At 62.6% G+C, this 20,660-nt stretch carries 21 protein-coding genes; 11 read left to right on the top strand and 10 right to left on the bottom strand.

Annotation, left to right across the window (positions count from 1 at the left end; translation table 11 throughout):
• Positions 1–43: 43 nt before the first annotated feature.
• Positions 44–799 carry an SDR family oxidoreductase gene (locus tag AC0L2B_RS15685; RefSeq protein ID WP_473745965.1) on the top strand — a complete coding sequence of 252 codons (756 nt, stop codon included), beginning with the start codon at positions 44–46 and terminating at the stop codon, positions 797–799.
• Positions 800–992: 193 nt separating this feature from the next.
• Here the strand turns inward: AC0L2B_RS15685 and AC0L2B_RS15680 are convergent, their stop codons facing one another.
• Both AC0L2B_RS15680 and AC0L2B_RS15675 read right to left on the bottom strand, forming a co-directional pair.
• A complete protein-coding gene (locus AC0L2B_RS15680) occupies positions 993–1,373 on the bottom strand; it encodes a YciI family protein (protein ID WP_023798044.1) in 381 nt (126 codons plus the stop codon).
• Between the two features lie 33 nt (positions 1,374–1,406).
• Positions 1,407–2,591 (bottom strand): pyridoxal phosphate-dependent aminotransferase, encoded by a 1,185-nt coding sequence (locus tag AC0L2B_RS15675; RefSeq protein WP_473745964.1) that lies wholly within the window; start codon positions 2,589–2,591, stop codon positions 1,407–1,409.
• Positions 2,592–2,673: 82 nt separating this feature from the next.
• Between AC0L2B_RS15675 and AC0L2B_RS15670 the strand changes: the two genes are divergently transcribed.
• The 4 genes from AC0L2B_RS15670 (at position 2,674) to denD (ending at position 5,763) form a co-directional block, all read left to right on the top strand.
• A complete protein-coding gene (locus AC0L2B_RS15670) occupies positions 2,674–3,357 on the top strand; it encodes a GNAT family N-acetyltransferase (RefSeq protein ID WP_473745963.1) in 684 nt (227 codons plus the stop codon).
• Positions 3,358–3,543: 186 nt separating this feature from the next.
• Positions 3,544–4,521 carry a cation diffusion facilitator family transporter gene (locus AC0L2B_RS15665; protein WP_473745962.1) on the top strand — a complete coding sequence of 326 codons (978 nt, stop codon included), beginning with the start codon at positions 3,544–3,546 and terminating at the stop codon, positions 4,519–4,521.
• Between the two features lie 62 nt (positions 4,522–4,583).
• Positions 4,584–4,790, top strand: coding sequence for a hypothetical protein (locus tag AC0L2B_RS15660; protein ID WP_473508140.1), 207 nt, complete (start codon positions 4,584–4,586; stop codon positions 4,788–4,790).
• 1 nt (position 4,791) lies between these two features.
• Positions 4,792–5,763 (top strand): D-erythronate dehydrogenase, encoded by a 972-nt coding sequence (denD, locus tag AC0L2B_RS15655; RefSeq protein ID WP_473745961.1) that lies wholly within the window; start codon positions 4,792–4,794, stop codon positions 5,761–5,763.
• Positions 5,764–6,044: 281 nt separating this feature from the next.
• On the opposite strand, the gene AC0L2B_RS15650 is transcribed toward denD, so the two are convergent.
• The 4 genes from AC0L2B_RS15650 to AC0L2B_RS15635 form a co-directional block, all read right to left on the bottom strand.
• Positions 6,045–7,124, bottom strand: coding sequence for a nickel/cobalt transporter (locus tag AC0L2B_RS15650; protein ID WP_473746026.1), 1,080 nt, complete (start codon positions 7,122–7,124; stop codon positions 6,045–6,047).
• A gap of 58 nt (positions 7,125–7,182) precedes the next feature.
• Entirely contained in the window at positions 7,183–7,851 is a 669-nt protein-coding gene (locus AC0L2B_RS15645; RefSeq protein WP_023798037.1) for a DUF1007 family protein, read from the bottom strand.
• 84 nt (positions 7,852–7,935) lie between these two features.
• Positions 7,936–8,835 (bottom strand): LysR family transcriptional regulator, encoded by a 900-nt coding sequence (locus AC0L2B_RS15640; RefSeq protein WP_473745960.1) that lies wholly within the window; start codon positions 8,833–8,835, stop codon positions 7,936–7,938.
• A 1-nt stretch (position 8,836) separates the two neighbouring features.
• Complete coding sequence (locus tag AC0L2B_RS15635; RefSeq protein ID WP_473745959.1) at positions 8,837–10,036, bottom strand: amidase; 1,200 nt, start codon at positions 10,034–10,036, stop codon at positions 8,837–8,839.
• A gap of 544 nt (positions 10,037–10,580) precedes the next feature.
• Between AC0L2B_RS15635 and odc2 the strand changes: the two genes are divergently transcribed.
• Together odc2 and AC0L2B_RS15625 are read left to right on the top strand one after the other, a co-directional pair.
• Complete coding sequence (odc2, locus tag AC0L2B_RS15630) at positions 10,581–11,714, top strand: ornithine/lysine decarboxylase (protein ID WP_091594841.1); 1,134 nt, start codon at positions 10,581–10,583, stop codon at positions 11,712–11,714.
• A gap of 96 nt (positions 11,715–11,810) precedes the next feature.
• The gene (locus AC0L2B_RS15625; RefSeq protein WP_473745958.1) at positions 11,811–12,419 is read left to right on the top strand and encodes a GNAT family N-acetyltransferase; all 609 of its coding nucleotides are present in this window, start codon (positions 11,811–11,813) and stop codon (positions 12,417–12,419) included.
• Between the two features lie 62 nt (positions 12,420–12,481).
• Here AC0L2B_RS15625 and AC0L2B_RS15620 read toward each other — a convergent pair whose 3' ends face one another.
• Positions 12,482–12,766, bottom strand: coding sequence for an SCP2 sterol-binding domain-containing protein (locus AC0L2B_RS15620; RefSeq protein ID WP_023798033.1), 285 nt, complete (start codon positions 12,764–12,766; stop codon positions 12,482–12,484).
• Positions 12,767–13,154: 388 nt separating this feature from the next.
• Between AC0L2B_RS15620 and AC0L2B_RS15615 the strand changes: the two genes are divergently transcribed.
• On the top strand, positions 13,155–14,576 hold the full coding sequence (locus AC0L2B_RS15615; RefSeq protein WP_473746025.1) for a coiled-coil domain-containing protein: 1,422 nt from the start codon (positions 13,155–13,157) through the stop codon (positions 14,574–14,576).
• A gap of 206 nt (positions 14,577–14,782) precedes the next feature.
• On the opposite strand, the gene AC0L2B_RS15610 is transcribed toward AC0L2B_RS15615, so the two are convergent.
• The gene (locus AC0L2B_RS15610; RefSeq protein ID WP_473745957.1) at positions 14,783–15,649 is read right to left on the bottom strand and encodes an alpha/beta fold hydrolase; all 867 of its coding nucleotides are present in this window, start codon (positions 15,647–15,649) and stop codon (positions 14,783–14,785) included.
• On the bottom strand, positions 15,646–16,248 hold the full coding sequence (locus AC0L2B_RS15605; RefSeq protein WP_473745956.1) for a TetR/AcrR family transcriptional regulator: 603 nt from the start codon (positions 16,246–16,248) through the stop codon (positions 15,646–15,648). Before AC0L2B_RS15605 ends, AC0L2B_RS15610 begins: the two co-directional genes overlap by 4 nt.
• A gap of 126 nt (positions 16,249–16,374) precedes the next feature.
• Here AC0L2B_RS15605 and AC0L2B_RS15600 point away from each other — a divergent pair, with 126 nt between their 5' ends.
• The gene (locus tag AC0L2B_RS15600) at positions 16,375–17,376 is read left to right on the top strand and encodes an NADP-dependent oxidoreductase (RefSeq protein ID WP_473745955.1); all 1,002 of its coding nucleotides are present in this window, start codon (positions 16,375–16,377) and stop codon (positions 17,374–17,376) included.
• Positions 17,377–17,444: 68 nt separating this feature from the next.
• Here the strand turns inward: AC0L2B_RS15600 and AC0L2B_RS15595 are convergent, their stop codons facing one another.
• Positions 17,445–19,088 (bottom strand): MFS transporter, encoded by a 1,644-nt coding sequence (locus AC0L2B_RS15595; RefSeq protein ID WP_128183510.1) that lies wholly within the window; start codon positions 19,086–19,088, stop codon positions 17,445–17,447.
• A gap of 284 nt (positions 19,089–19,372) precedes the next feature.
• Here AC0L2B_RS15595 and AC0L2B_RS15590 point away from each other — a divergent pair, with 284 nt between their 5' ends.
• Positions 19,373–19,717 carry an ArsR/SmtB family transcription factor gene (locus tag AC0L2B_RS15590; protein WP_287053279.1) on the top strand — a complete coding sequence of 115 codons (345 nt, stop codon included), beginning with the start codon at positions 19,373–19,375 and terminating at the stop codon, positions 19,715–19,717.
• On the top strand, positions 19,714–20,640 hold the full coding sequence (locus AC0L2B_RS15585) for an SRPBCC family protein (protein ID WP_287053278.1): 927 nt from the start codon (positions 19,714–19,716) through the stop codon (positions 20,638–20,640). The genes AC0L2B_RS15590 and AC0L2B_RS15585 overlap by 4 nt, the downstream gene beginning before the upstream one ends.
• The last annotated feature ends 20 nt before the right edge of the window (positions 20,641–20,660 follow it).

The following is a 20,660-nucleotide window of genomic DNA, read 5'->3' as shown; positions in this document are numbered from 1 at the left end:
CTATAGCGTCCTTGCGGGCATGCGGCGCTGCAGGAGGACAGTTATGACAGACTACAAAACAGCCATCGTCACTGGCGCCGGCACGGGCATCGGCAAAGCCGTTGCCACGGCGCTGCTCAGGGCCGGCTGGAATACGGTGTTCTGCGGACGCCGCAAGCCGGTGCTGGACAAGGCAATCGCTGATGCCGGATCGACACAAGCCAAGGCGCTGGCAGTCGCCTGCGACATCAGCAAGGCCGACCAGGTCGACGATCTGTTCGAGACGGTGGCGGCGGCTTTCGGTCGTGTTGACCTGCTCTTCAACAATGCCGGCACGGGCTACAAGTCGACATTGATCGACGAGATACCGGTCGAGGTGTGGAACGAAATTGTCGGGGTCAATCTCACCGGCTCGTTCCTGTGCGCCCGCGCTGCCTTCGGCGCCATGCGCAGGCAGCAGCCGATGGGCGGTCGCATCATCAACAACGGCTCGGTGTCTGCCTACGCGCCGCGTCCGGGTTCAGTGCCCTACACCGCGACCAAGCACGCCATTACCGGGCTGACCAAGACGCTGGCCCTGGACGGCCGGCCTTATGACATCGCCTGCGGCCAGATCGACATCGGCAACGCCTTGACCGACATGGCGCAGGCGATGACGGTCGGAGTACCGCAAGCCAATGGCTCCATCGCCGCCGAAGCGGTGATGGATGTCCAGCAGGTCGCCAATGCCGTCCTCCATATGGCCAGCCTGCCGCTCGACGCCAACGTGCTGTTCATGACCGTGATGGCGACGAAGATGCCGTATGTCGGGCGAGGGTGAACGGCCGGTTCGCGTCAGCGAATTCATCCGTGCCACTGGCACGATGAAAGGCCGGCGAACGCCGGGGGGACCCGGCCGGACGGCGTTCAATTTTGGCTAATGCATGTCGCGCAAAAGTGCGCAGCGGTTTTGCGATAACGACATGAATCAAACAAGAACTAAAGCGCGTCGCATCCTTCAAACGCGATGCGCTTTAGGACTGCGTCACCGAAAGCGGCACGCCCGGAAGATATAACGAAATAGGGCGGATTTCGTAGACGGCCGTCGGATTGACACGGCGAAAGTCGCGCGCAATCGCGATCGCGGCGTCGCGCGTGGCGCAGTCGACGACGTATAGTCCCAACAATTGCTCCTTGGTCTCGGCGAAGGGTCCGTCAATGACCATTCCGGCGCCCGGCCCGCGCAAGGTGCACGCGTCTTGGGTCGCCCCGAGCCGCGCCGCCGGGCCGAGGCTGCCATCCCGGTAAAGCCGTTCGTGGATATTGAGCAGGTCGGCCATCAGCGCCGCGTCCTCCTCCGGCGTCAGCGCCGTGATCACTTCTTCCACGTGATAGGCAAGGATGGCATAGAACATCTGACATCTCCTTTCGTCGGTCGCGACCCGCCCTCACTTGCCCAGAAACGCCTTGATCCGTTCCAGCGCGCGCAGGATGTTCTCTTCGGAATTGGCGTAGGACAGCCTGATATAGCCTTCACCGAGAACGCCGAAATCAGGTCCGCCGATCAGCGCCACGCCGGCATCCTCAAGCAAAGCCGAGGCGAGTTTCTTGGCCTTCCAACCAGTTTTTGAGACATTAGGGAAGGCATAGAAAGCGCCTTTCGGCGTGATGCAGGAAACGCCCGGTAAGGCGGTCAAGCCTTCGACCACGACGTTCCTGCGGCGGTCGAAGGCGCGCATCATCTTGTCGACGTCGTCCTGCGGACCGTCGATGGCCGCGATGCCGGCATACTGGCTCGGCGCATTGACGCAGGACCAGCAATTGACCGCCAGCTTGCGCACCTTGTCGTAGAGGTGGGCGCCCTTGTCGCCGTTCGGCCAGATCGACCAGCCCATGCGCCAGCCGGTCATCGCCCAGGTCTTCGACCAGCCGTTGAGCACGATCAGTCGGTCGCGGATTTCGGGGAAATTGAGCAGCGAGAAGTGCGTCTCGCCGTCATAGGTCATCACGTCGTAGATCTCGTCGGAGAGGATGGCGACGTCCGGGTGCGCTTCCAGCCCCTTGACCAGCTTCTCGATCTCGGCGCGCGGGGTGACCCCGCCGGTCGGGTTGGCCGGCGAGTTGAGGATGAGCAGCCTGGTCTTCGGCGTGATCAGCGCCAGCGTCTCCTGCGCCGAGAAGGCAAAGCCGTTCTCCTCGCGCATCGGCACCGGTATCGGAGCAGCACCGGTGAACTCGATCATCGAGCGATAGATGGGAAAGCCGGGATCGGGATAGAGGATCTCGGCGCCCGGTTCGCCGAACATCAGGATAGCGGCGAACATGGTCGGCTTGCCGCCGGGCAGGATCATCACCGCCTCGGGCGACACCTCGACGCCGGTTGTGGTCAGCGTGCGGCGCACCACCGCCTCGCGTGTCGCCAGCAGGCCGTTGGCCGGCGTATAGCCGTGGTGGCCGTCACGCAGCGCCTTGATCGCGGCCTCGACGATGTGCTGCGGCGTCTTGAAGTCGGGCTGGCCGATGCCGAGATTGACGATATCGCGGCCCTGATGGGCGAGCGCGGTGGCACGAGCCAGCACCGCAAAGGCGTTTTCCTCGCCGAGACGATCGAAGGCCGAAATCGTGTGGAGCATTTTTCCCGTCCCTGTGGTTCTTTCACCGAGCGAGCGTTTTTGTGAGCGTCCTTTCGCAAAGTCAAACGGATTGGAGCTTTGGGTGTCGGAAAATCTCAAGAATTGGCAACCGCGCCCGCGGCCGGAACGCAAGGTGCTGGAGGGGCGCACTGTCAGGCTTGAGCCGCTGACCTCCGAAAAGCATGGCGACGGCCTGTTCGAGGCGTCGTCGGTGCCTGATGTCGACGGCCGCTTCGCTTGGCTGCCCGATTATCCGCCGCAGACCCGCGCCGCCTTCCAGCCGTGGCTGGACAAGGCCGAAGCCAGCGAGGACCCACTGTTCTTCACCGTCATCGACAAGGCCAGCGGCAAGGTCGCCGGACGCCAGACGCTGATGCGCATCGACCCTGCCTATGGCGTGATCGAGATCGGCAACATCTATTGGGGTCCGCTGATCTCGCGCAAGCCGGCGGCGACTGAAGCGCAATTCCTGTTCATGAAATACATTTTCGAGCTTGGCTATCGCCGCTACGAATGGAAGTGCAACAACCGCAACGAGCCGTCGAAGCGCGCGGCGGAGCGTTTCGGCTTCAAGTTCGAGGGCATTTTCCGGCAGCATCTTGTGGTCAAGGGCGAAAACCGCGATACCGCGTGGTACTCGATCATCGACAAGGAGTGGCCGGCACTGCGTAGAGCCTATGAGGCATGGCTCGATCCGGGCAATTTCGACGGCGACGGCCGGCAGAAGCGACGGCTCGAGCATTTCCGCGCCGAGTTCGGCGCCTGACCATGACCCAGGACCACGATCCCGAAAAGTGAAGGCGAGTTTTCGGGCAAGATCGTGGTCAAACCAGAAGGACCATGATCCCGAAAAGTGGAAGCCGGTTTTCGGGCAAAGATCATGGTCAAACAAGAACACAGAGCCTTCGTCCGGATTCTGCCTGGATGGATCAGTTCTGACAGGAGTTCGCAGGTGGCGCATACCCACGACCATGGTTCGCAAGGGCATGACCGCAGCCACGGCGCCGGTCATGTGCACGGCTCGACCGACAAGAAACGCGTGCTGATCGCCGCCTGCCTGACCGCGGGCTTCATGATCGTAGAAGCGCTTGGCGGTCTCTTGACGGGATCGCTGGCGCTGCTGGCGGATGCCGGCCACATGCTCGCCGACTGTATCGCGCTCGGGCTTGCCTGGTATGCTTTTCATCTGGCCGGCCGGCCGGCCACGGTTCGCCTCACCTACGGTTTCGGCCGGGTCAAGACGCTGGTCGCCTATACCAACGGCATCGCCATCTTCGCCATTGCGCTGTGGATCATCTATGAGGCCTGGGAACGCCTGCTGGCGCCTGCGCCCGTGCTCGGCGGGCCGATGCTGGTCGTTGCGATCGCCGGCCTGCTGGTCAATATCGGCTGCTTCTTCGTGCTGCATGGCGGCGACCGCGACAGCCTGAACATGCGCGGCGCCATCCTGCACGTGCTCGGCGATCTGCTTGGCTCGGCGGCGGCGATCTTAGCTGCGCTGATCATCCTGGCAACGGGCTGGACGCCTATCGATCCGATCCTGTCCGTCCTTGTCTCGCTGCTGATCCTGTCCACCGCCTGGTCGCTGATGCGTGAAGCGGCCCATGTCCTGCTCGAAGGCGTGCCGGCGAGCCTCGATCGCGACCTGATCGCCAGGGACATAGAAGGGACGGTGAACGGCGTGCGCGAGGTGCATCACATGCATGTCTGGTCGCTTGACGGGTCAAGCAACATGGCGACCTTGCATGCTTGCCTCAACGATGGCGTCGATGCCCACAAAGCGGTCAGCGCCATCAAGAAGCGGCTTGCCGCGCATGGCATTGCCCACGCCACCGTAGAACCGGAATTCGGCCATTGCGCCGATGATAAGCATGATGGCGAGCACGACCATGCGCATGATGCGGCTCCGCATCATCGCCACTATCACTGATCCCAGGAGTTCCATGGCATGGTAACGAAGTTGACGAATCCCCGCCGTGTCAGGGCCGCGTGATGGATCGTGACACGCGCAATGCGGCGATCGGCGCACTGTGGGTGCTGCTGCTGTTCGGCATCGCCGCCTACTATTTGCCAACCGTGATGCTGGCGGTCGGCCGCGTGTCGACCATTCTTGCCGCTATTATTGCCGCTGTCTTCACGGTGGCCATTTTCGTCGTGTTTTGGTTGCGTGGCCGCAGCCAGCGCAAAAAGGATCATTGATATGCGTGTTTTGATTACCGGCGCGGCAGGCATGGTCGGCCGCAAGCTCATCGCCCGGCTGGCGAAGGATGGAACGCTCAGCGGCCGGAAGATCGCCGCGCTCGACCTTCACGACATCGTGCCGCCGCAGGCGCCGACACTGGATGGCGTCGACGTCACCATCCATACAGGCGATCTCGCCGCGGCGAGCGCGATGGAACGGCTGGTCGCGTCGCGCCCAGACGTGATCTTTCATCTCGCCGGCGTCGTGTCGGGCGAGGCGGAGGCCAATTTCGATCTCGGCTATCGCGTCAATCTCGACGGCACAAGGGCGCTGTTCGATGCCATAAGACTGGCGGGGTTTGCGCCGCGCGTCGTCTTCACCTCGTCGATCGCCGTGTTCGGCGCACCGTTTCCGGACATTATATCAGACGAATTCCACCCGACGCCGTTGACCTCCTACGGCACGCAGAAGCTGATGGGCGAAGCATTGCTCGCCGATTATACGCGGCGCGGCTTCTTCGATGGCATCGGCATCAGGCTGCCGACCATCTGCGTCAGGCCGGGCAAGCCCAACAAGGCGGCTTCAGGCTTTTTCTCCGGCATCATCCGCGAGCCGTTGAACGGCCAGGAAGCAATATTGCCGGCACCGCGCTCTGTCGTACACACCCACGCCAGCCCGCGCTCGGCGGTGAATTTTCTGATCCACGCAGCAGCGATCGACGGCGACGCCGTCGGGCCGCGCCGCAATCTGACGATGCCCGGCGTCGCCGTCACGGTCGGCGAGCAGATCGAGGCCCTGGAACGCATTGCCGGCGCCAAGGCGGTGAAACTGATCCGCGAGGAGCCCGACGATACGATCTGGGCGATCGTCAAGGGCTGGCCGACACGGTTCGAGGCGCGGCGGTCGAGGGAGCTTGGTTTTGCCGCCGAAACCAGCTTCGACGACATCATCCGCGCGCATATCGAGGACGAGTTGGACGGGAAGTTTTAATTTGCGTTGATATTCGGGTCACGGCGGGCTGGTACTGCGCCAATTGCCGACCTCGGCGCTGCCCCTCACCTGCCTGCCGGCATCCTCTCCCCGTATAGTGACGGGGAGAGGGGGCTGGCCGCACCCTCGGCGCGTTTTTTTGCAGCGCTGGATATTGGCGAAATCCTCTGCGAAGGCGCCCTTCTCCCCGTCACTATACAGTCACTATACGGGGAGAAGTGCCCGGCAGGGCGATGAGGGGCGGCGCCAACACCAACAGTTTTGCCCGTCCGATCGAGGCGCTATCCGCCAGTCAGGCTCGCCGACAACAACAGCAACCCGAACAAAAAGACGAAGGCGGCGCCGCCGATCTCGACGATTGAATGGATGCGGTTGCCCATGCGGCCGTCGCCAGCGAAATACACCGCCCAGTTCTTGGCCGTCACCGCCAGCGTCGCCAGGATCGAGACGGTGATCGCGGTGCCGAGTGCCATCGCCAGCACCGACAGGATGCCGCCGAACCACAGCCCGTTGAGCATGGCAAAGCTCAGCACGATCAGCGCGCCCGAGCAGGGGCGGATACCGACCGCAGCCACCGCCGACCAGGCGGTGCGCCAGTCGAAGCGGTCGCCGGAAAGCAGCGCCGGGTCGGGCGCGTGCGAATGTCCGCATGTCTCGCAGACTTCGCCCGCCGCATGGTGATGGTGCCCGCCATGGTCATCGTGTCCGCCATGGTCATGGTGATGGTCGTGTGCGCCATGATCCTGGTTATTGTGGCCGTCATGGCCATGTGCGTGAAGCGCATGCACCGAATGCGCATGTGCAGTTTGCGAATGGCCGGCATGGGCCGCCGAAAGGCTATAGGCAGGGTTCGCACCGAACAGGCGAAGGATGGCAGGGCCGGCCTTGCGCCATAAAAGCCAGGCGCCGAACAGGGTGACAAAGACAAAACTCGTGACTTCGAGGAACCATGCCGCGTCGGTCATCGATATGGTGGTGCCGCGCAGGACGAAGTAGGCGAGCATCATCACCAGGATCGCCGTCAGCGCCTGCAACAGGGCCGAGACGAAGGACAGCATGATGCCGCGCCTCAGCGCGACTTCGTTCGCGACCATGTAGGACGAGATCACCGCCTTGCCGTGACCGGGGCCGGCGGCATGGAAAATGCCGTAGGCGAAGGACAGGCCGATAAGCAGCCACAGCTTGCTGCCGTCCTCACGCATCGCTTTCATCGCACCGGCAAGCGCGCGGTAGAATTCCTGCTGACGCAGATTGATCCACATCAGGATTTGGGCGAACGGGCCGGTGGTGGGAGCCATCCCGTCATTGGTGCCGATACCGAGCGAGCTCTGGGCGTGGGCTGAGCCGAGGACGTGCGTCATGACAAGGGCGGCGGCCAAGAGGCCGAAAGCCAAACGCAGGGACGGTTTCGTCACCGGATTATCCTTTTGGCTGACAGTTCAGTTCAAGCTTGGTCGCAAATATCTTGCTCATATCGGTGCCTGTCGGATCATTGAAGAAGGCGTCCGTCAGGTTCTTCTGGTTCGCGGCGATCGCCTCGTCGGGGTTCGGACGAACGACCTTGCTCGTGCATGTCGACGGCAAGTCGGCGACCTGCATATTGGCATCCTCGGTGAAGTCGATCGCCGTGTAGAAGGTCGGGTCATAGACGCCGATATCGATCTTGCCGGCCAGCCTGGTCGGCGCCTTGGGTTCGGATTCGAACAGGATAATGAGCTGGTCGTTGTCGAAATTCGCCATCAGCTGCGGCGGCGGGCTCATCGCCTCATCCTTGCCGTCGACGGTGACGAGCTGGAAGTAATTGAACTCCGCCAGCGAAGCATGGACGGTATCGGCGACTTCCTTCAGTTCCTTGTCGTCGAGCTTCAGGTCGGAATTCTTGTCGAACTCCATCATCACCGTGCTCGAAAACAAATCGTCGAAGCGCCAGACATGGCGCAAGGCCTTCACGCTTTGGTGATCCGGGCTGAGGATCACTTCGAGGCGAGCCTCGGCGAAGACGTGGGGATGCACGTCGGCTGGCCCGACCGTGGCAAATGTCGCCGCCATGGCCGAAGCCATCATGATTGCTTGCCGCTTCAGGTTCATTCTGGGTGGTGATTCCATCGACTTCGGTGATTGTCGAGAGTTACCAGAAAGCGGGCGAAAATGGGACCCCGGGCGGCTAAAAGCTCATGCATTGTCAATCGACTTGAACCACTGCACCAGGAAATCGACAAAGACGCGAACTTTCGCAGGCAAATAGCGCCGGTGCGGATAGACGGCGAAAATGCCGCCACCCGGCAGGATGCGGTCATCCAGCGCGGTCACCAGCCGGCCACTGTCGATATCGGGCGCGGCGATGAAATCCGGTAGGACGGAAAATCCCAATCCCGCCACGGCGGCGGCTCTTGCCGCCATCGGACTGTTGACCTCGATCGGACCGGAGACCGAAACGGTCACCGTGTCGCCGCTGTCGCCCTTGAACGGCCAGTTGGTCAGCCAGCGGCCATTGGTGTCGATGATGCAGGGCATGCGGCCAAGGTCCTGCGGCCGCGCCGGCATGCCGTGCCTGGCGATCAGCTCGGGAGATGCGCACAGCCGCACCGAGAACGGCGCCAGGCGCCTGGCGATCAGCGAGGAGCTTTCCAGCCGCGAAATGCGCACGGCGAGATCGAAACCTTCCTCGACCAGATCGACGAAGCGGTCGTCGAGATGAATGTCGAGCACGATGTCGGGATGCTGCTTGGCGAAGTCGATCAGCGATAGGCCGATCGGCGCATCGGCAAAGGTGCGCGGCGCCGACAGCTTGATCCTGCCGCGCACGTCGCCGGAGGATTCGCGCACCGCATCGGCCAGGCTGTCGACCTCGCGGACGATTTCCGAGGCGCGGCGGTAATAGGTGTGGCCGGCCTCGGTCAGCGAGAACTGCCTGGTGGTGCGGTTGAGCAGCAGCGCGCCGAGCTCGTCCTCCAACTCGCGCACATATTTCGACAGCAGCGCCTTGGAGCGGCCGATCTTGCGCGCCGCTGCCGAAAATCCTTCGGCCTCGACAACGTCGATGAAGGCGCGCATGCGGGTCAGCGTATCCATGTCATGCGCTCCTCTGGTGGGCTGAAAGGATGCGCGCGGCAAGCGCCATCAGCTGCCGGTCGCTGTTTTTCGGTCCGAGCAGCGAGAGGCCGAACGGGGCGCCGTCAACCAGGCCCAGCGGCAGGGTGATCTGCGGAAAGCCGGACAGACCGGAAAGACACAACAGTCTTAGCGCGCGTTCGCGATAGATCTGCAAATCGTCGAATGAGGCGGCCTTGAGCGGGGCGGCACCCGGAGCGGTCGGCAGCACAAGAACACCGTCCTCGCCAAGCAGGTCGGCAAGCTCAAGCCGAAACGAAACGCGACGTTCCGTTTCAAATTGCGCGGTTGCCGCGTCGATGGTTGCGCCATGCTCGAAACGCTCCTTAACGCCGGGGCCGAGCATCCGATCGCCGCCGGCGATCCAGGCACCATGATTTTGCCACGCCTCGTACCCCTGCAACTTGCGGAAGCACCAATAGAGATCGTCGGTGGAATGCGACAGCGGGGCAACGGTGCGCGGCGCGCCCAGCATCGATGCGACAGTGCGGACCATGGCGCGATACTCGTTGGCTTCCCGCGGGCCGAGCACGAGCCCGTCCAGCGCATCCAGGACGAGGGGGCGCTGCAATTTGTGGTTGTGAGGATCGTCGCCGAGCAGCACCGCGCCGACCTTTTCGTAGGTGACCATGTCTCTGGCGAACCAGCCGAACGTATCAAGTGAAGGGGCCAGCGGCATGGCGCCTTCTAGCGAGATGCGGCCATGCGTGGTCCTCAGACCGATCAGCCCACAAAAGCTTGCCGGGGCGCGGATCGAGCCGCCGGTATCGGATCCGGTGGCGATGTCGGCCAGCCCGCCGGCGACCGCGGCGGCGGAACCGGAGGACGAGCCGCCGGTGACGCGATCAGGTGCTGCCGGATTGACCGGCGACGGGAAATGCGCGTTCAGCCCCATCAGCGAGAAGGCCAGTTCGTCGGTCTGCGTCTTGCCGACGAAGCGCGCGCCCGAATCAAGCAGCGCCTGGACGGCCGGCGCCGTCGCCGAGGCGGGTGAAGCCTGCTGGTATTTTCGCGGATTGCTGCAGCCGGTGCGGTAGCCGGCGACGTCGTAAATATCCTTGACGGCCAGTCGCAGGGCGGCAAGCGGGCCGGATTGCGCATTGGATACAGGTATACCATCGAGGTCGAGAAAAGCGTTCAGAGGGCCGCGAGTGCCTGCCATGCGTTCGATATCCGGATACAGTTGTTGCAACATTGTTCGACGCCAGGAATTTTACAACCTGGCGTACGATTTTTATTGATTGTGAAATCCATCGACCTTATATCGCGCTTGCCCAAAGTCGCACGTGCCTGTGGGTGTCCGCCGATCCTCAAAATGGTGAGGGATATCGGTAAGGTAACTGGAGCTAACCCCTCCAGTCGGTTTAGCGGCCAACCGCCAGACCGAGGACACCTTGAAGCAACGACGGTGCGGGCCTTTCTGGTGTTCTGCCGGTCGTCCAAAGACCGGGGTTACTGAAGAGGCACACCTTCATTGCCGGCAGTGCGGAACGGGTTCTCCCAATCCAAGCCAAGGCAGACAAAGCGAACCGAGGCCGGGCAAGGCCAAGGTTCACCGCCGCGAGACGGCGCTTCATGGTTCCGGGGTCTCCACCGGCTGGTTCCATGGATCGACGTCCCGCCTTTGTCCACCGCGTGTTCGTGAGGTCGATGACCCGCGTCCCGCAGCCTTTGTGCGCGCCGAAAGGCGCTATGGAGAGACCCCGATGGCTACCCAGCGCATCCTTGACTTCCTCGCCACCCGACGTCCGAACGGCCCTTGCCTCGTCGTCGATCTCGATGTCGTGCGCGACAATTTCCGCGCCTTCGAGAAGGCGCTTCCCGATTCGAAAATCTACTATGCGGTGAAAGCAAATCCGGCGCCGGAAATCCTGCGCCTGCTTGCTGCGATGGGCTCGTCCTTCGACACCGCTTCCGTTGCCGAAGTCGAGATGGCGATGGACGCCGGCGCGCCGGCGGACCGCATCTCCTTCGGCAACACCATCAAGAAGGAGCGCGACATCCAGCGCGCCTATCAGCTCGGTATCCGGCTGTTCGCGGTGGATTGCGTCGAGGAGGTCGAGAAGATCGCCCGCGTTGCACCCGGCGCCCGTGTGTTCTGCCGCGTGCTGACCGACGGCGAAGGCGCCGAATGGCCGCTGTCGCGCAAGTTCGGCTGCGTGCCGGCGATGGCGGTCGACGTGCTGCGCCATGCGAGGGCGCTCGGGCTGGACGCCTATGGCGTGTCGTTCCATGTCGGCTCGCAGCAGACCGACCTGACCGCCTGGGACCGCGCGCTCGGCGACGCCAAAAAGGTGTTCGCTACGCTCGCTGACGAAGGCATTGTGCTCAAGATGGTCAATATGGGCGGCGGTTTCCCGACCCGTTACCTCAGGGACGTGCCGGTGGCCCAGGCCTATGGCCAGGCGATCTTCTCGGCGCTGCGCAAGCATTTCGGCAACGCGATTCCCGAGACCATCATCGAACCGGGCCGCGGCATGGTCGGCAATGCCGGCGTCATCAAGTCGGAAGTCGTGCTGATCTCGAAGAAGGCCGACAACGACAATGTCCGCTGGGTGTTCCTCGACATCGGCAAGTTCGGCGGTCTCGCCGAGACGATGGACGAGGCGATCCGCTACCCGATCGTCACCGCGCATGACGGCACCGAGACCGCGCCGTGCGTGCTCGCCGGCCCGACCTGCGATTCGGCTGACGTGATGTACGAGAAGACGCCGTATCCGCTGCCCCTGTCGCTGACCATCGGCGACGAAGTGCTGATCGAGGGCACCGGCGCCTACACGACGACCTACGCCTCGGTCGCCTTCAACGGCTTCGAGCCTCTCCGATCCTACGTGATCTGACGGCTCGCAAGAGCCGGTCAGATCACCCGGTGCGGGCGACGAGATCGCCCGCTTCGGTTCGCCTGTGGAACAATCCGCTCGTGAAGGATCGCGGAAATGGACGTTTTGGATTTCATCGTTGATGGCGCTGTGCAGCGCTCAATCTCCCCCTCGAGGGGGGAGAATACCAGCGCTTTCGTCATCACCGCCGAAACCGCCGCCGACGTCCCGGCGCGCGAGGCTTTGCTCGATCGCGCCATGGGGCCGAAGCGCCGGAAGAAATCATCGGAAAAGCTGCGGCGCGGCCGCCGGCCTTCGGAAGGCCTGACCTTTGTCGCACGCGACGCATCGGGCGCTGTCACCGGCACCGTGCGGCTCTGGGATGTCGTGCTGGGCGAGGGCGGTAGGTCAGCCCTTCTGCTTGGTCCGCTCGCCGTCGAGCCGACAATCAAGAATGCCGGCATCGGCTCGGCGCTGATGCGCCATGCAATCGCTGAAGCGGCGCGCCTCGGTCATGCTGCGGTCCTGCTGGTCGGCGATGCGCCCTATTACCAACGCTTCGGGTTCTCGGCCGAAAAAACCGGCTCGCTGGCCATGCCGGGACCTTATGAGCGGCACCGCCTGCTGGCGCTGGAACTGGTGGAAGGCGTGCTCGCCGGCGCGCAGGGCACGCTGAAGGCGGCGGGGCGCAAGCTGAAGGCACAGCGGCTGCCGCTGGCAGCCTGACGGATCGGAAACAAGCCGCTGCCATCGGGCGGCGGTTTGTTTCCATCCAGGTTTGGAGTGGATCAGCCGATCAACTGGCTCAGCGCCATGGCGACGCTCATGTCGCCTTCGACCTTTATCTTGCCGGACATGAACGCCATGGTCGGGTTGAGATCGCCTGATATCAGCGATTCCAGATCGTCGAGCGAAAGCTTTATCGTGCAGTCGGCCGGCGCGTCGGTGGTCGATACAGCAGCGCCGTCGATGACGATGACGCCGTCGCCTCCGGTATCGAATTTCACGGAACGATCGAACCCGGCACTCGCCACGCGCGCGCTGATCTTGTCGGCAATTTCCTGAACGCCCATGGCCGTTCTCCTCGTCTCGTTGCGTTTGTCGCACCCCATTGCACTTCGGTCTGGGGCACTTCGGTCTGGGGCACTTTGATCCGGCCCGAAGTCGCCGTCTTGCGCATTTCGCGATCAAGGTCGCCGGCGCATATAGCTTCGGGTTGACGTTTACGTCAACGCGGTTCCCGATATGACGATGGGTTTTATCGCCGCAGTGGAGCTGCGCTGTCCACACTGGCAGTTACAAGGTTTGCATCATTCAAACAGACGAGGACAGTGGCCAAGCCCGTCCCTAGCGTGGGCTCGCCTCATGCGCCACCGCGCGATCAGGGGGAAGGGGATGAACCCGTATCCGGGAGGCGAGGATCGAGACCCCAGATGGCGTTACAGTAGGGGATGTTCAGTCATGAAAATCAGAAGTCTGATCAAGCGTGCCGAGACGGTGGACAGGGCATTCAAGGAACTCGAAGCCGATTTGGCGGAGGCGTTCGATGAGTGTCTCAACCTGGACGACCAATCGCCGTTGGACAACGTTCCGGATGAGAATCTCGCGGCAAGGAACGACAACTCTCAGCCCGAGGACGATGCCGACACTCCCGAGATCGCACGGCGCCTGACCTCCCACACACAAACCCGCCTGGCTGCGCTGGATGCCGTTGAGGGGCTGTTTGACGATGCGCACGAGTATCTGGAGGAGATCAACACGAAACTGTCGGAGATCGCGACCTCGCATCATCTGACCGGCGAATTCCTGAAGCTGCTTCACGGGGACATTCTTCGCGCCAACGAACTGGAACTGGCAAATGTCGGCCTGACCACGCAGCAAAGGGTGCTATCGGAGCAGTTCCACGATGCGACCAGAAAGCAGCGCGAGCGCGAAAGCGCCGTCGAGGCCCTGCAGCAGCGCGAGATAAGCCTGGCCGAGGACAAGGAGGCACTTCGCAGTGCGCTGGCTGCAGCAAGGCTGGAACTCGTCGTGGCAGGCAATGCGAGCGCAGAACGCGAAGCGGAGTTCGGCGACCTCGTCAAAACGCTCTCGGCCAGAACGGCCGAGGCCAACCGATGCGCGCGCGAGAACGAGATATTGCGGGAAAAGCATGTCAGCTTGTCGATCGATTTCGACAAGGCGCTGAAGCGGGAAGCTGAGGCGCGGCACAGGCTGGACGAGATCTCGACGATTCATGCCAGTGACGCGGCGCGACTTTCGGAACTGCTGGCTGCGCTCGGCAAGAGCGAACAAGAGGAGATGCGGCTGCAGAAATCGCTCGATATCGCGCAAGCGAAGCTGTCGGAAATGACGGAAGCGGCCCGTATCATGGAAGGTGACAGGGAAGCCGAACGTGCGCGTAGTTTCACGGAGATCGGCGGCCTGCGTTCTGAAATTCGCAACCTCCAATCACGATTGGAAGTCGCCTCGAGCGAGAACAATCAAGCCGCGAGCGAGATCGCCAATCTCAAGGCTCAATGGAGCGACGCTGTCGCCGAAAAGCAAATTGCGGAGGAAAGGTTGTCCGTTCTCAGAAAGGAGAACGAAAACGACAAGATGCACCTTTCGACCGTGAGTGCGAATTTTTCGCAGCTTTCCCTGCAGCAGGCATCCGAACAGATACAGCTCGATGTCCAGAGGCAGGAATGCGAGGATCTGCGAGCCGAAGTCGCGGTGCTCGACGCCCGGGTCAAGGAACTGTTGCCCTATGAGCGTCTCCACAAGGTCACAAACGCCAAACCGCATGAGAACGGCGTGGTCGAGATCACCGGTGTCGTGGCGGAGAAGTCCCGCGCCACAAGCAGGCGGCGCGTCCGTACGAGCCTGCGCGCTGCATCCTGACGCGCGGGTTGTCACTTGGCAGTCTTGTTTGCTTTACGGGAACAGACTGAAGGTCCGTTGTCGACGCAACGCAGATTCGGCGAATTAGCTTGCGTGCGCTTCCTTCCTCAGGGCTTCCCCGACCTAGTGTACGGTGTTGCCCGTCAGGTTAGCGCATGGATCGAAGCGTCATTTCTCACCAAACTCGACACACCGGCACCGCCTGACTAGCCCTCGAGGAAGTCCAGCGCCTTCTCCACGAAGGCGCCGTGATACTGGAAAATGGCCGTATGCCCGCCGTCCTCGTACAGGACCAACTCGGCATTGGGTAAGCGCCGTGCCAGGTCGACGGAATTGCTGGTGGGCACCATTCTGTCGTGATCGCCATTCACCACAAGGACCGGGTGCCGGATACGCGACAGGTCGGCAGGGCGCTCAAGGCCAAAGGCACGGATCGCCTTGAGCTGCTGGCTGAAAGCGCCGAGGGCGATGGGCTTGTCGCGGTCATTGGTCCGTTCGTTCAAGCGCTGCAGAAACTCGCGCGCCGCCTTCTTGCCGTTGGGGCTTTGGGTGAAGAAGAGGTAGTTCTTTGGGTCCCTGATGGTCAGCGCGCCGCGGATCATGTCGAAGATGGTGACGGACGTCACCCTGTCGATGCCGGTACCCCCGGCTGGGCCGGTTCCCGCGAGGATGATCTTGCGAATCAGATCAGGCTCCAGCTGAACAATCGCCTGGGCGATGAAGCCGCCAAGAGACAGGCCGAGCAGGTCGACCTGCTCGAAGCCGAGGGCGCGGATGAAGGCGATCGCGTCGCGGGCCATCGCCTCCACCGTGTTGGGAGTGGAGCCGCCTGATGCGCCAACACCGCGGTTATCGAAGGTGATAACGCGCCGTTTTGCGGCAATGCCATCGACGACCCGGGGATCCCAATTGTCGAGGACCGCACTTAGATGGGTCAGAAAGATCACCGGTACCCCTGACGTGGGCCCGAGTTCGCGGTAGGCGAATTCCGTACCGCCGACGTCGACCGTTTTCGTCGCCACGTCCCTGTGTTTGACGATCGCGGCAGGTCGCGACAGATGATGCACGTTCATGATGGTTTTCTTTCTACTGGCTTGTCGTTTTGGCTGGGCTGAAGCAGCGCCTTCGCCGCTGCCGCGCCAGCCGCAAGAATGCGATCGGACAGCTCGGTTCCGTTCACCGCTCGCGACAGCTCAAGCGTGCCGATCAGGGTTGCGAAGACGCCGAATGCGACAGCCTCGGGATCACGGGCGTCGGGCGCAAGCTCAGCCGCCACCGGGCGTACGAGCTTGAGCAGGTGCTCGGCGTAAACCTGGCGCGTCTCGACCGGCTCACGCGCAATTTCGGGCAACAGCGCGGCTGAAGCGCAACCTTTGCCTGGATTGTCGCGGTGTTCCGCCGACAGATACGTGTCGATGGCCATGGATAGGCCACCGGCCGCCAGCGCCGCTTGAATCTGCGTCGCCTGAACCTCCAGGGCGATCGCCACACTCTCACGCACGAGCGCCGCCTTGGACGAAAAGTGCGGATAGAAAGCGCCGTTGGTCAGTCCCGCCTCGCCCATGATGCCGGCTATACCTGATGCAGCGATGCCGTCGGAGCGAAACCGTTCGGTCGCCACATCCATGATCCGCTGCCGCGATGCTTCCCTCCTGCCTTTCTCGTAGCGCATGTTTTTCTCCTTCGATCAGCTATTGCATTACGATCATATTATCAGTAAGTGACCATAATGCAATAGGGCGACGCTTCGGAGATGTCGATCTGGCGCTTCGGGTCTCCTCAATTTGGGAAAGCTGCAATGAAAGCCTTCATCGTCGATCGATATGCAAAAAAAGCTCCCCTACGGCTTGGAGAGGTTCCAGAGCCGGAAGTAGGGGAGAATGATCTGCTGGTGCAGATCCATGCCGCCAGCGTCAATCTGCTGGACTCCAAGATCAGGGACGGAGAGTTCAAGCTGATCCTGCCCTACGGCCGGCCCTTCGTTGCAGGCCATGACGTGGCCGGAACGGTCATTCGCGTCGGCGCGAAAGTCCGACAGTTCAAACCGGGCGACGAGGTCTATGCGCGAGCGCGCGACGGTCGGATCGGAGCGTTCGCCGAGTACATCGCCATTAATGATGCGGACGTGGCCCTGAAGCCAAAAAACCTCAGTATGGAAGAGGCTGCGTCCATTCCCCTGGTGGGGCTGACCGCCTGGCAGGCGCTGGTTGAAAGGGCGAAGCTGAAGAAAGGACAGAAGGTCTTTATTCAGGCCGGCTCCGGCGGAGTGGGGACATTCGCCATCCAATTGGCAAAGCACCTCGGCGCAACGGTCGCCACGACAACAAGCGCGTCGAACACGGATATGGTCAGGAAGCTGGGCGCCGATGTCATTGTCGACTACAAGAAGGATGACTTCGAGAAAGTGCTTTCGGGCTACGATGTCGTCCTGAACAGCCAGGACAACAAGACCCTCGAAAAGTCCCTGCGTGTGTTGAAGCCAGGTGGCGTAGCCGTCTCGATCTCCGGTCCGCCCGATCCTGGGTTTGCCAGGGAGAAGGGGCTGAACTGGGTGCTGAACCTGGTCATGCGCGTTCTGAGCGCAGGCGTCAGGAGACGGGCAAAACGCGCAGATGTCCGATATTCGTTCCTGTTCATGGCGGCCAATGGCGAGCAGTTGACAAAAATCACGTCGCTCATCGAAACGGGCGTCATCCGCCCGGTTATAGATCGCGTCTTTCCGCTTGAGCAGACCAACGAGGCATTGGCATACATTGAACAGGGCCGGGCCAAGGGCAAGGTCATCATCAAGGTCAAATAGCTTCTCGGCGCAACGCGGCACAAGCGAATGAGCTTACGCGTGCTTCCTCCGACAGGGCTTCCGCCAACCTAATGCTCGATTGGTCCTTTCGGCATGACGATCGCGGTGCCGGCGGTTGTCGGACGCTCGATCATGCGGCGGACGCGCGGCGGCTCGTCGCCGCTGTGCAGCGCCCGCAGGCGCTCGCCGACAACGGCGTCGGCATGGGTGGCCCGCTTGTTGTGGCGGATGTATTCGAGCCATGTCGGCGTGTGATAGTGCTCGATCCATATTGCGGGATTTTCGAGATCGCGGGCCAGCGTCCAGTTGCGGGCGCCGTCGCGGCGGCGGATGCGGCCGCGTTCGGCCATGGTGGCCAGGAATTCCGGCACGTCCGCCTCGCGGATGATGTACTCGATCATGATGGCGATCGGCCCGCTGCGCAGTTTCAGGTCGAGCGCAAGATGCGGCTCCTTGAAACGGTTCAGCGGATCGAGGTTGAGCACTGCCTGCTGCGGCAAGGGCAGCAACAGGCCGATCGCGCCGCCCGCCAGCATCGTGACGGCGGCCGCGGTCAGAGCGAATTCGGCGCCTTGCGCATCAGCGACAACACCCCAGATCCAACTGCCGAGGGCGATGCCGCCGAAGGTCGCCGTCTGATAGACCGAGAGCACCCGGCCGACCACCCAGCGCGGTGTTGACATCTGCACGGTAACGTTGAAATGCGCCAGCGCGACCACCCAGCAGGCGCCGCCGATGAGCAGCCCGAGCGACGTTTGCCAAGCCTGGTCGCTGACGGCGGCATTGAAGGCGCAGAGCGCAAACCCGCCGAACGCCATGCGCACCATCGTCTCGCTCGACAGGATCTGCCGCAGCCGGACGCTGATCAGCGCGCCGCCGACGGCACCGATACCGAAAGCACCTAGCATGATGCCGTAGGTCAAGGCATCGCCCTTGACGACGTCGCGCGCCACCAGCGGCAGCAGCGCCAGGACCGCGCCGGCGCTGAAGCCGAAGGCCGCACCCCTGACCAGCACCTTGCCGATATTGGGCGACATGGCGACGTAACGCAGGCCGGCACCCATCGCCGCGCCAAGCGTCTCGCGCGGCAGTGTCGAGGCCGGCAGGTCCGGCTTCCAACGGGCCAACACGATGATCAGCCCGACATAGCTCAATGCGTTGGCGGCAAAGGCCGCTGCGGTACCTGCGGCGGCGACGATGATGCCGCCGATCGCCGGACCGACGCTGCGCGTCAGGTTGAAGCCCAACGAGTTGAGCGCAACGGCAGCCGGCAGCTTGGCGCGCGGCACCATGTCGCCGACGGAAGCCTGCCATGACGGGTTGTAAAGTGCCGTGCCGCTGTTGATCAGGAAGGCGAAGGCGAGCAGCGTCCATGGCGTCATCAAGCCAAGATAGGTGAAAACGGTCAGCAGAACCGAGACGACCAGCATGAAGATCTGGGCAATCAGCATGACCTTGCGCCGGTTGAAGCTGTCGGCGATGGCCCCGGCAACGAGCGCAAACAGCATGATCGGCAAGGTGGTCGAGGCCTGGACCAGCGCAACCTGATAGGACGAGGTGGCGATCGTGGTCATCATCCAGGCGGCGCCGACGCCCTGGATCAAGCCACCGAAATTCGAAACCAGACTGGCGGACCATACGGCGCGGAAAATGCCGTGCCGGAACGGCGCCAGCGCCGAGACGCGTTCGCTGTCCGGCTCGTCGTCGATCATGGCTACTTCCCCGACTTCAAATGCTGCGTTCTTCCAGAATCGGTGCCCTCATGCCGTCCCTAGAAGTAGAGCAAGACCTCGCAAAGGGCGAACGCCTTTTCAAAGAAGATCATGGTCCAACAACAAGATAGCCGTGGCTGCGACAGGTCAGCGGCCATTCGTGCAGGCGGCGTGAGGCGCTTCGGCCGCCTGCTCCCAGAAATCGGCGCATTGGGCAAAAAATACTTAGCGACTTGACGAAGTTTTCGCTTGCGCCACCGGCAATTTGGGCGATAGTTAGCGACATGGCTAAGCATGACCCTGATCTCTCGCTGCTCTTCCACGCGCTCGCTGATCCGACCCGCCGGTCGATCCTGACCCGGCTCGCCGAAACACCTGCGCGGGTAACGGATCTGGCTGGGCCCACGGGACTGCGGCTGCCCACGGTGATGCGGCACCTTTCCGTGCTGGAGGAGGCAGGGTTGATCACCACGTCCAAGGACGGGCGGATACGCACCTGCGCCATCGTACCCGAGGCTCTGGATCCAGCGCGGACATGGCTCGATGAACAGCGGGCCATCTGGGAATCTCGGCTCGACCGGTTGGACGCATTTGTGATGAATGTGATGAAGAAGGAACGCGCAGAATGACACAGAACCTCGCTACAAACAGTGCGACCCGTGCGGTGCCCGATGATAGGAAGGGCCGTTTTGCGACGCTGACCTTCGAACGGGACGTGGCCGCGCCATTGGCCGTGCTGTGGGAGGCTTGGACGGCGCCGGCCGCGCGGGCGATCTGGGCTGCGCCGTCGCCCTCGGTCACCGTGGAGTTTTTGGAGGCCGACACCAGGGTGGGTGGACGCGAGATCTCGCTCTGCAAGGCAGAGGGCCAGCCGGACATCCGCTGCGAGAATGGCTGGCTGGCGTTGCAGCCATCGATGTGCAGTGTGAACTACGAGGTGATCTCGTGCGAAGGCGTGACGCAATCAGCAGCGCTGGTGACGGCAAATCTTTCAGGCACGCACGAGCGCAGCCGGCTGGTCGTGACGGTGCAACTTTCCTCGCTGGCGCAGGACATGGAAGCAGGCTACCGGGCGGGCTTCGGCGCCGGCCTGGACAATCTCGCGGGCGCGGCCGAACGGACCATGGTGCTGCAGCGGGTGATTCAGGCGCCGCGGTCCATGGTGTGGGGCTCGTGGATGAACCCTGAAACGCTGCCGCAATGGTGGGGGCCGGAAGGCTTCTCCTGTCGAACGAAGAGGATCGACCTGCGAGCGGGCGGCGAGTGGGTATTCGACATGATCGGGCCTGACGGCACGGTTTTCCCGAACCACCATCTCTATAACGAGGTCCGGCCCGAGGAGAGGATCGGCTATACGCTGCATTGGGGCGAGAACGGGCCGAAACATGCCGACGCCTGGGCCTCGTTCGAGGACCAGGACGGGGCAACGAAGGTGACGCTGGGCATGGTATTCAGCACGGCCGCCGAGTTCCAGGAGGCGAAGGGCTTCGGTGCCGTGGAACTGGGACTGCAAACTCTCGGCAAACTGGAACGCTTCGTCGCATCCCGCTGAAATGCTGCGATTTCCCGTCG

The organism is Mesorhizobium sp. WSM4815, assembly GCF_055811575.1.
Note: the sequence above shows the minus strand (reverse complement) of the source record. Positions and strands in the feature narration are given on the sequence as shown.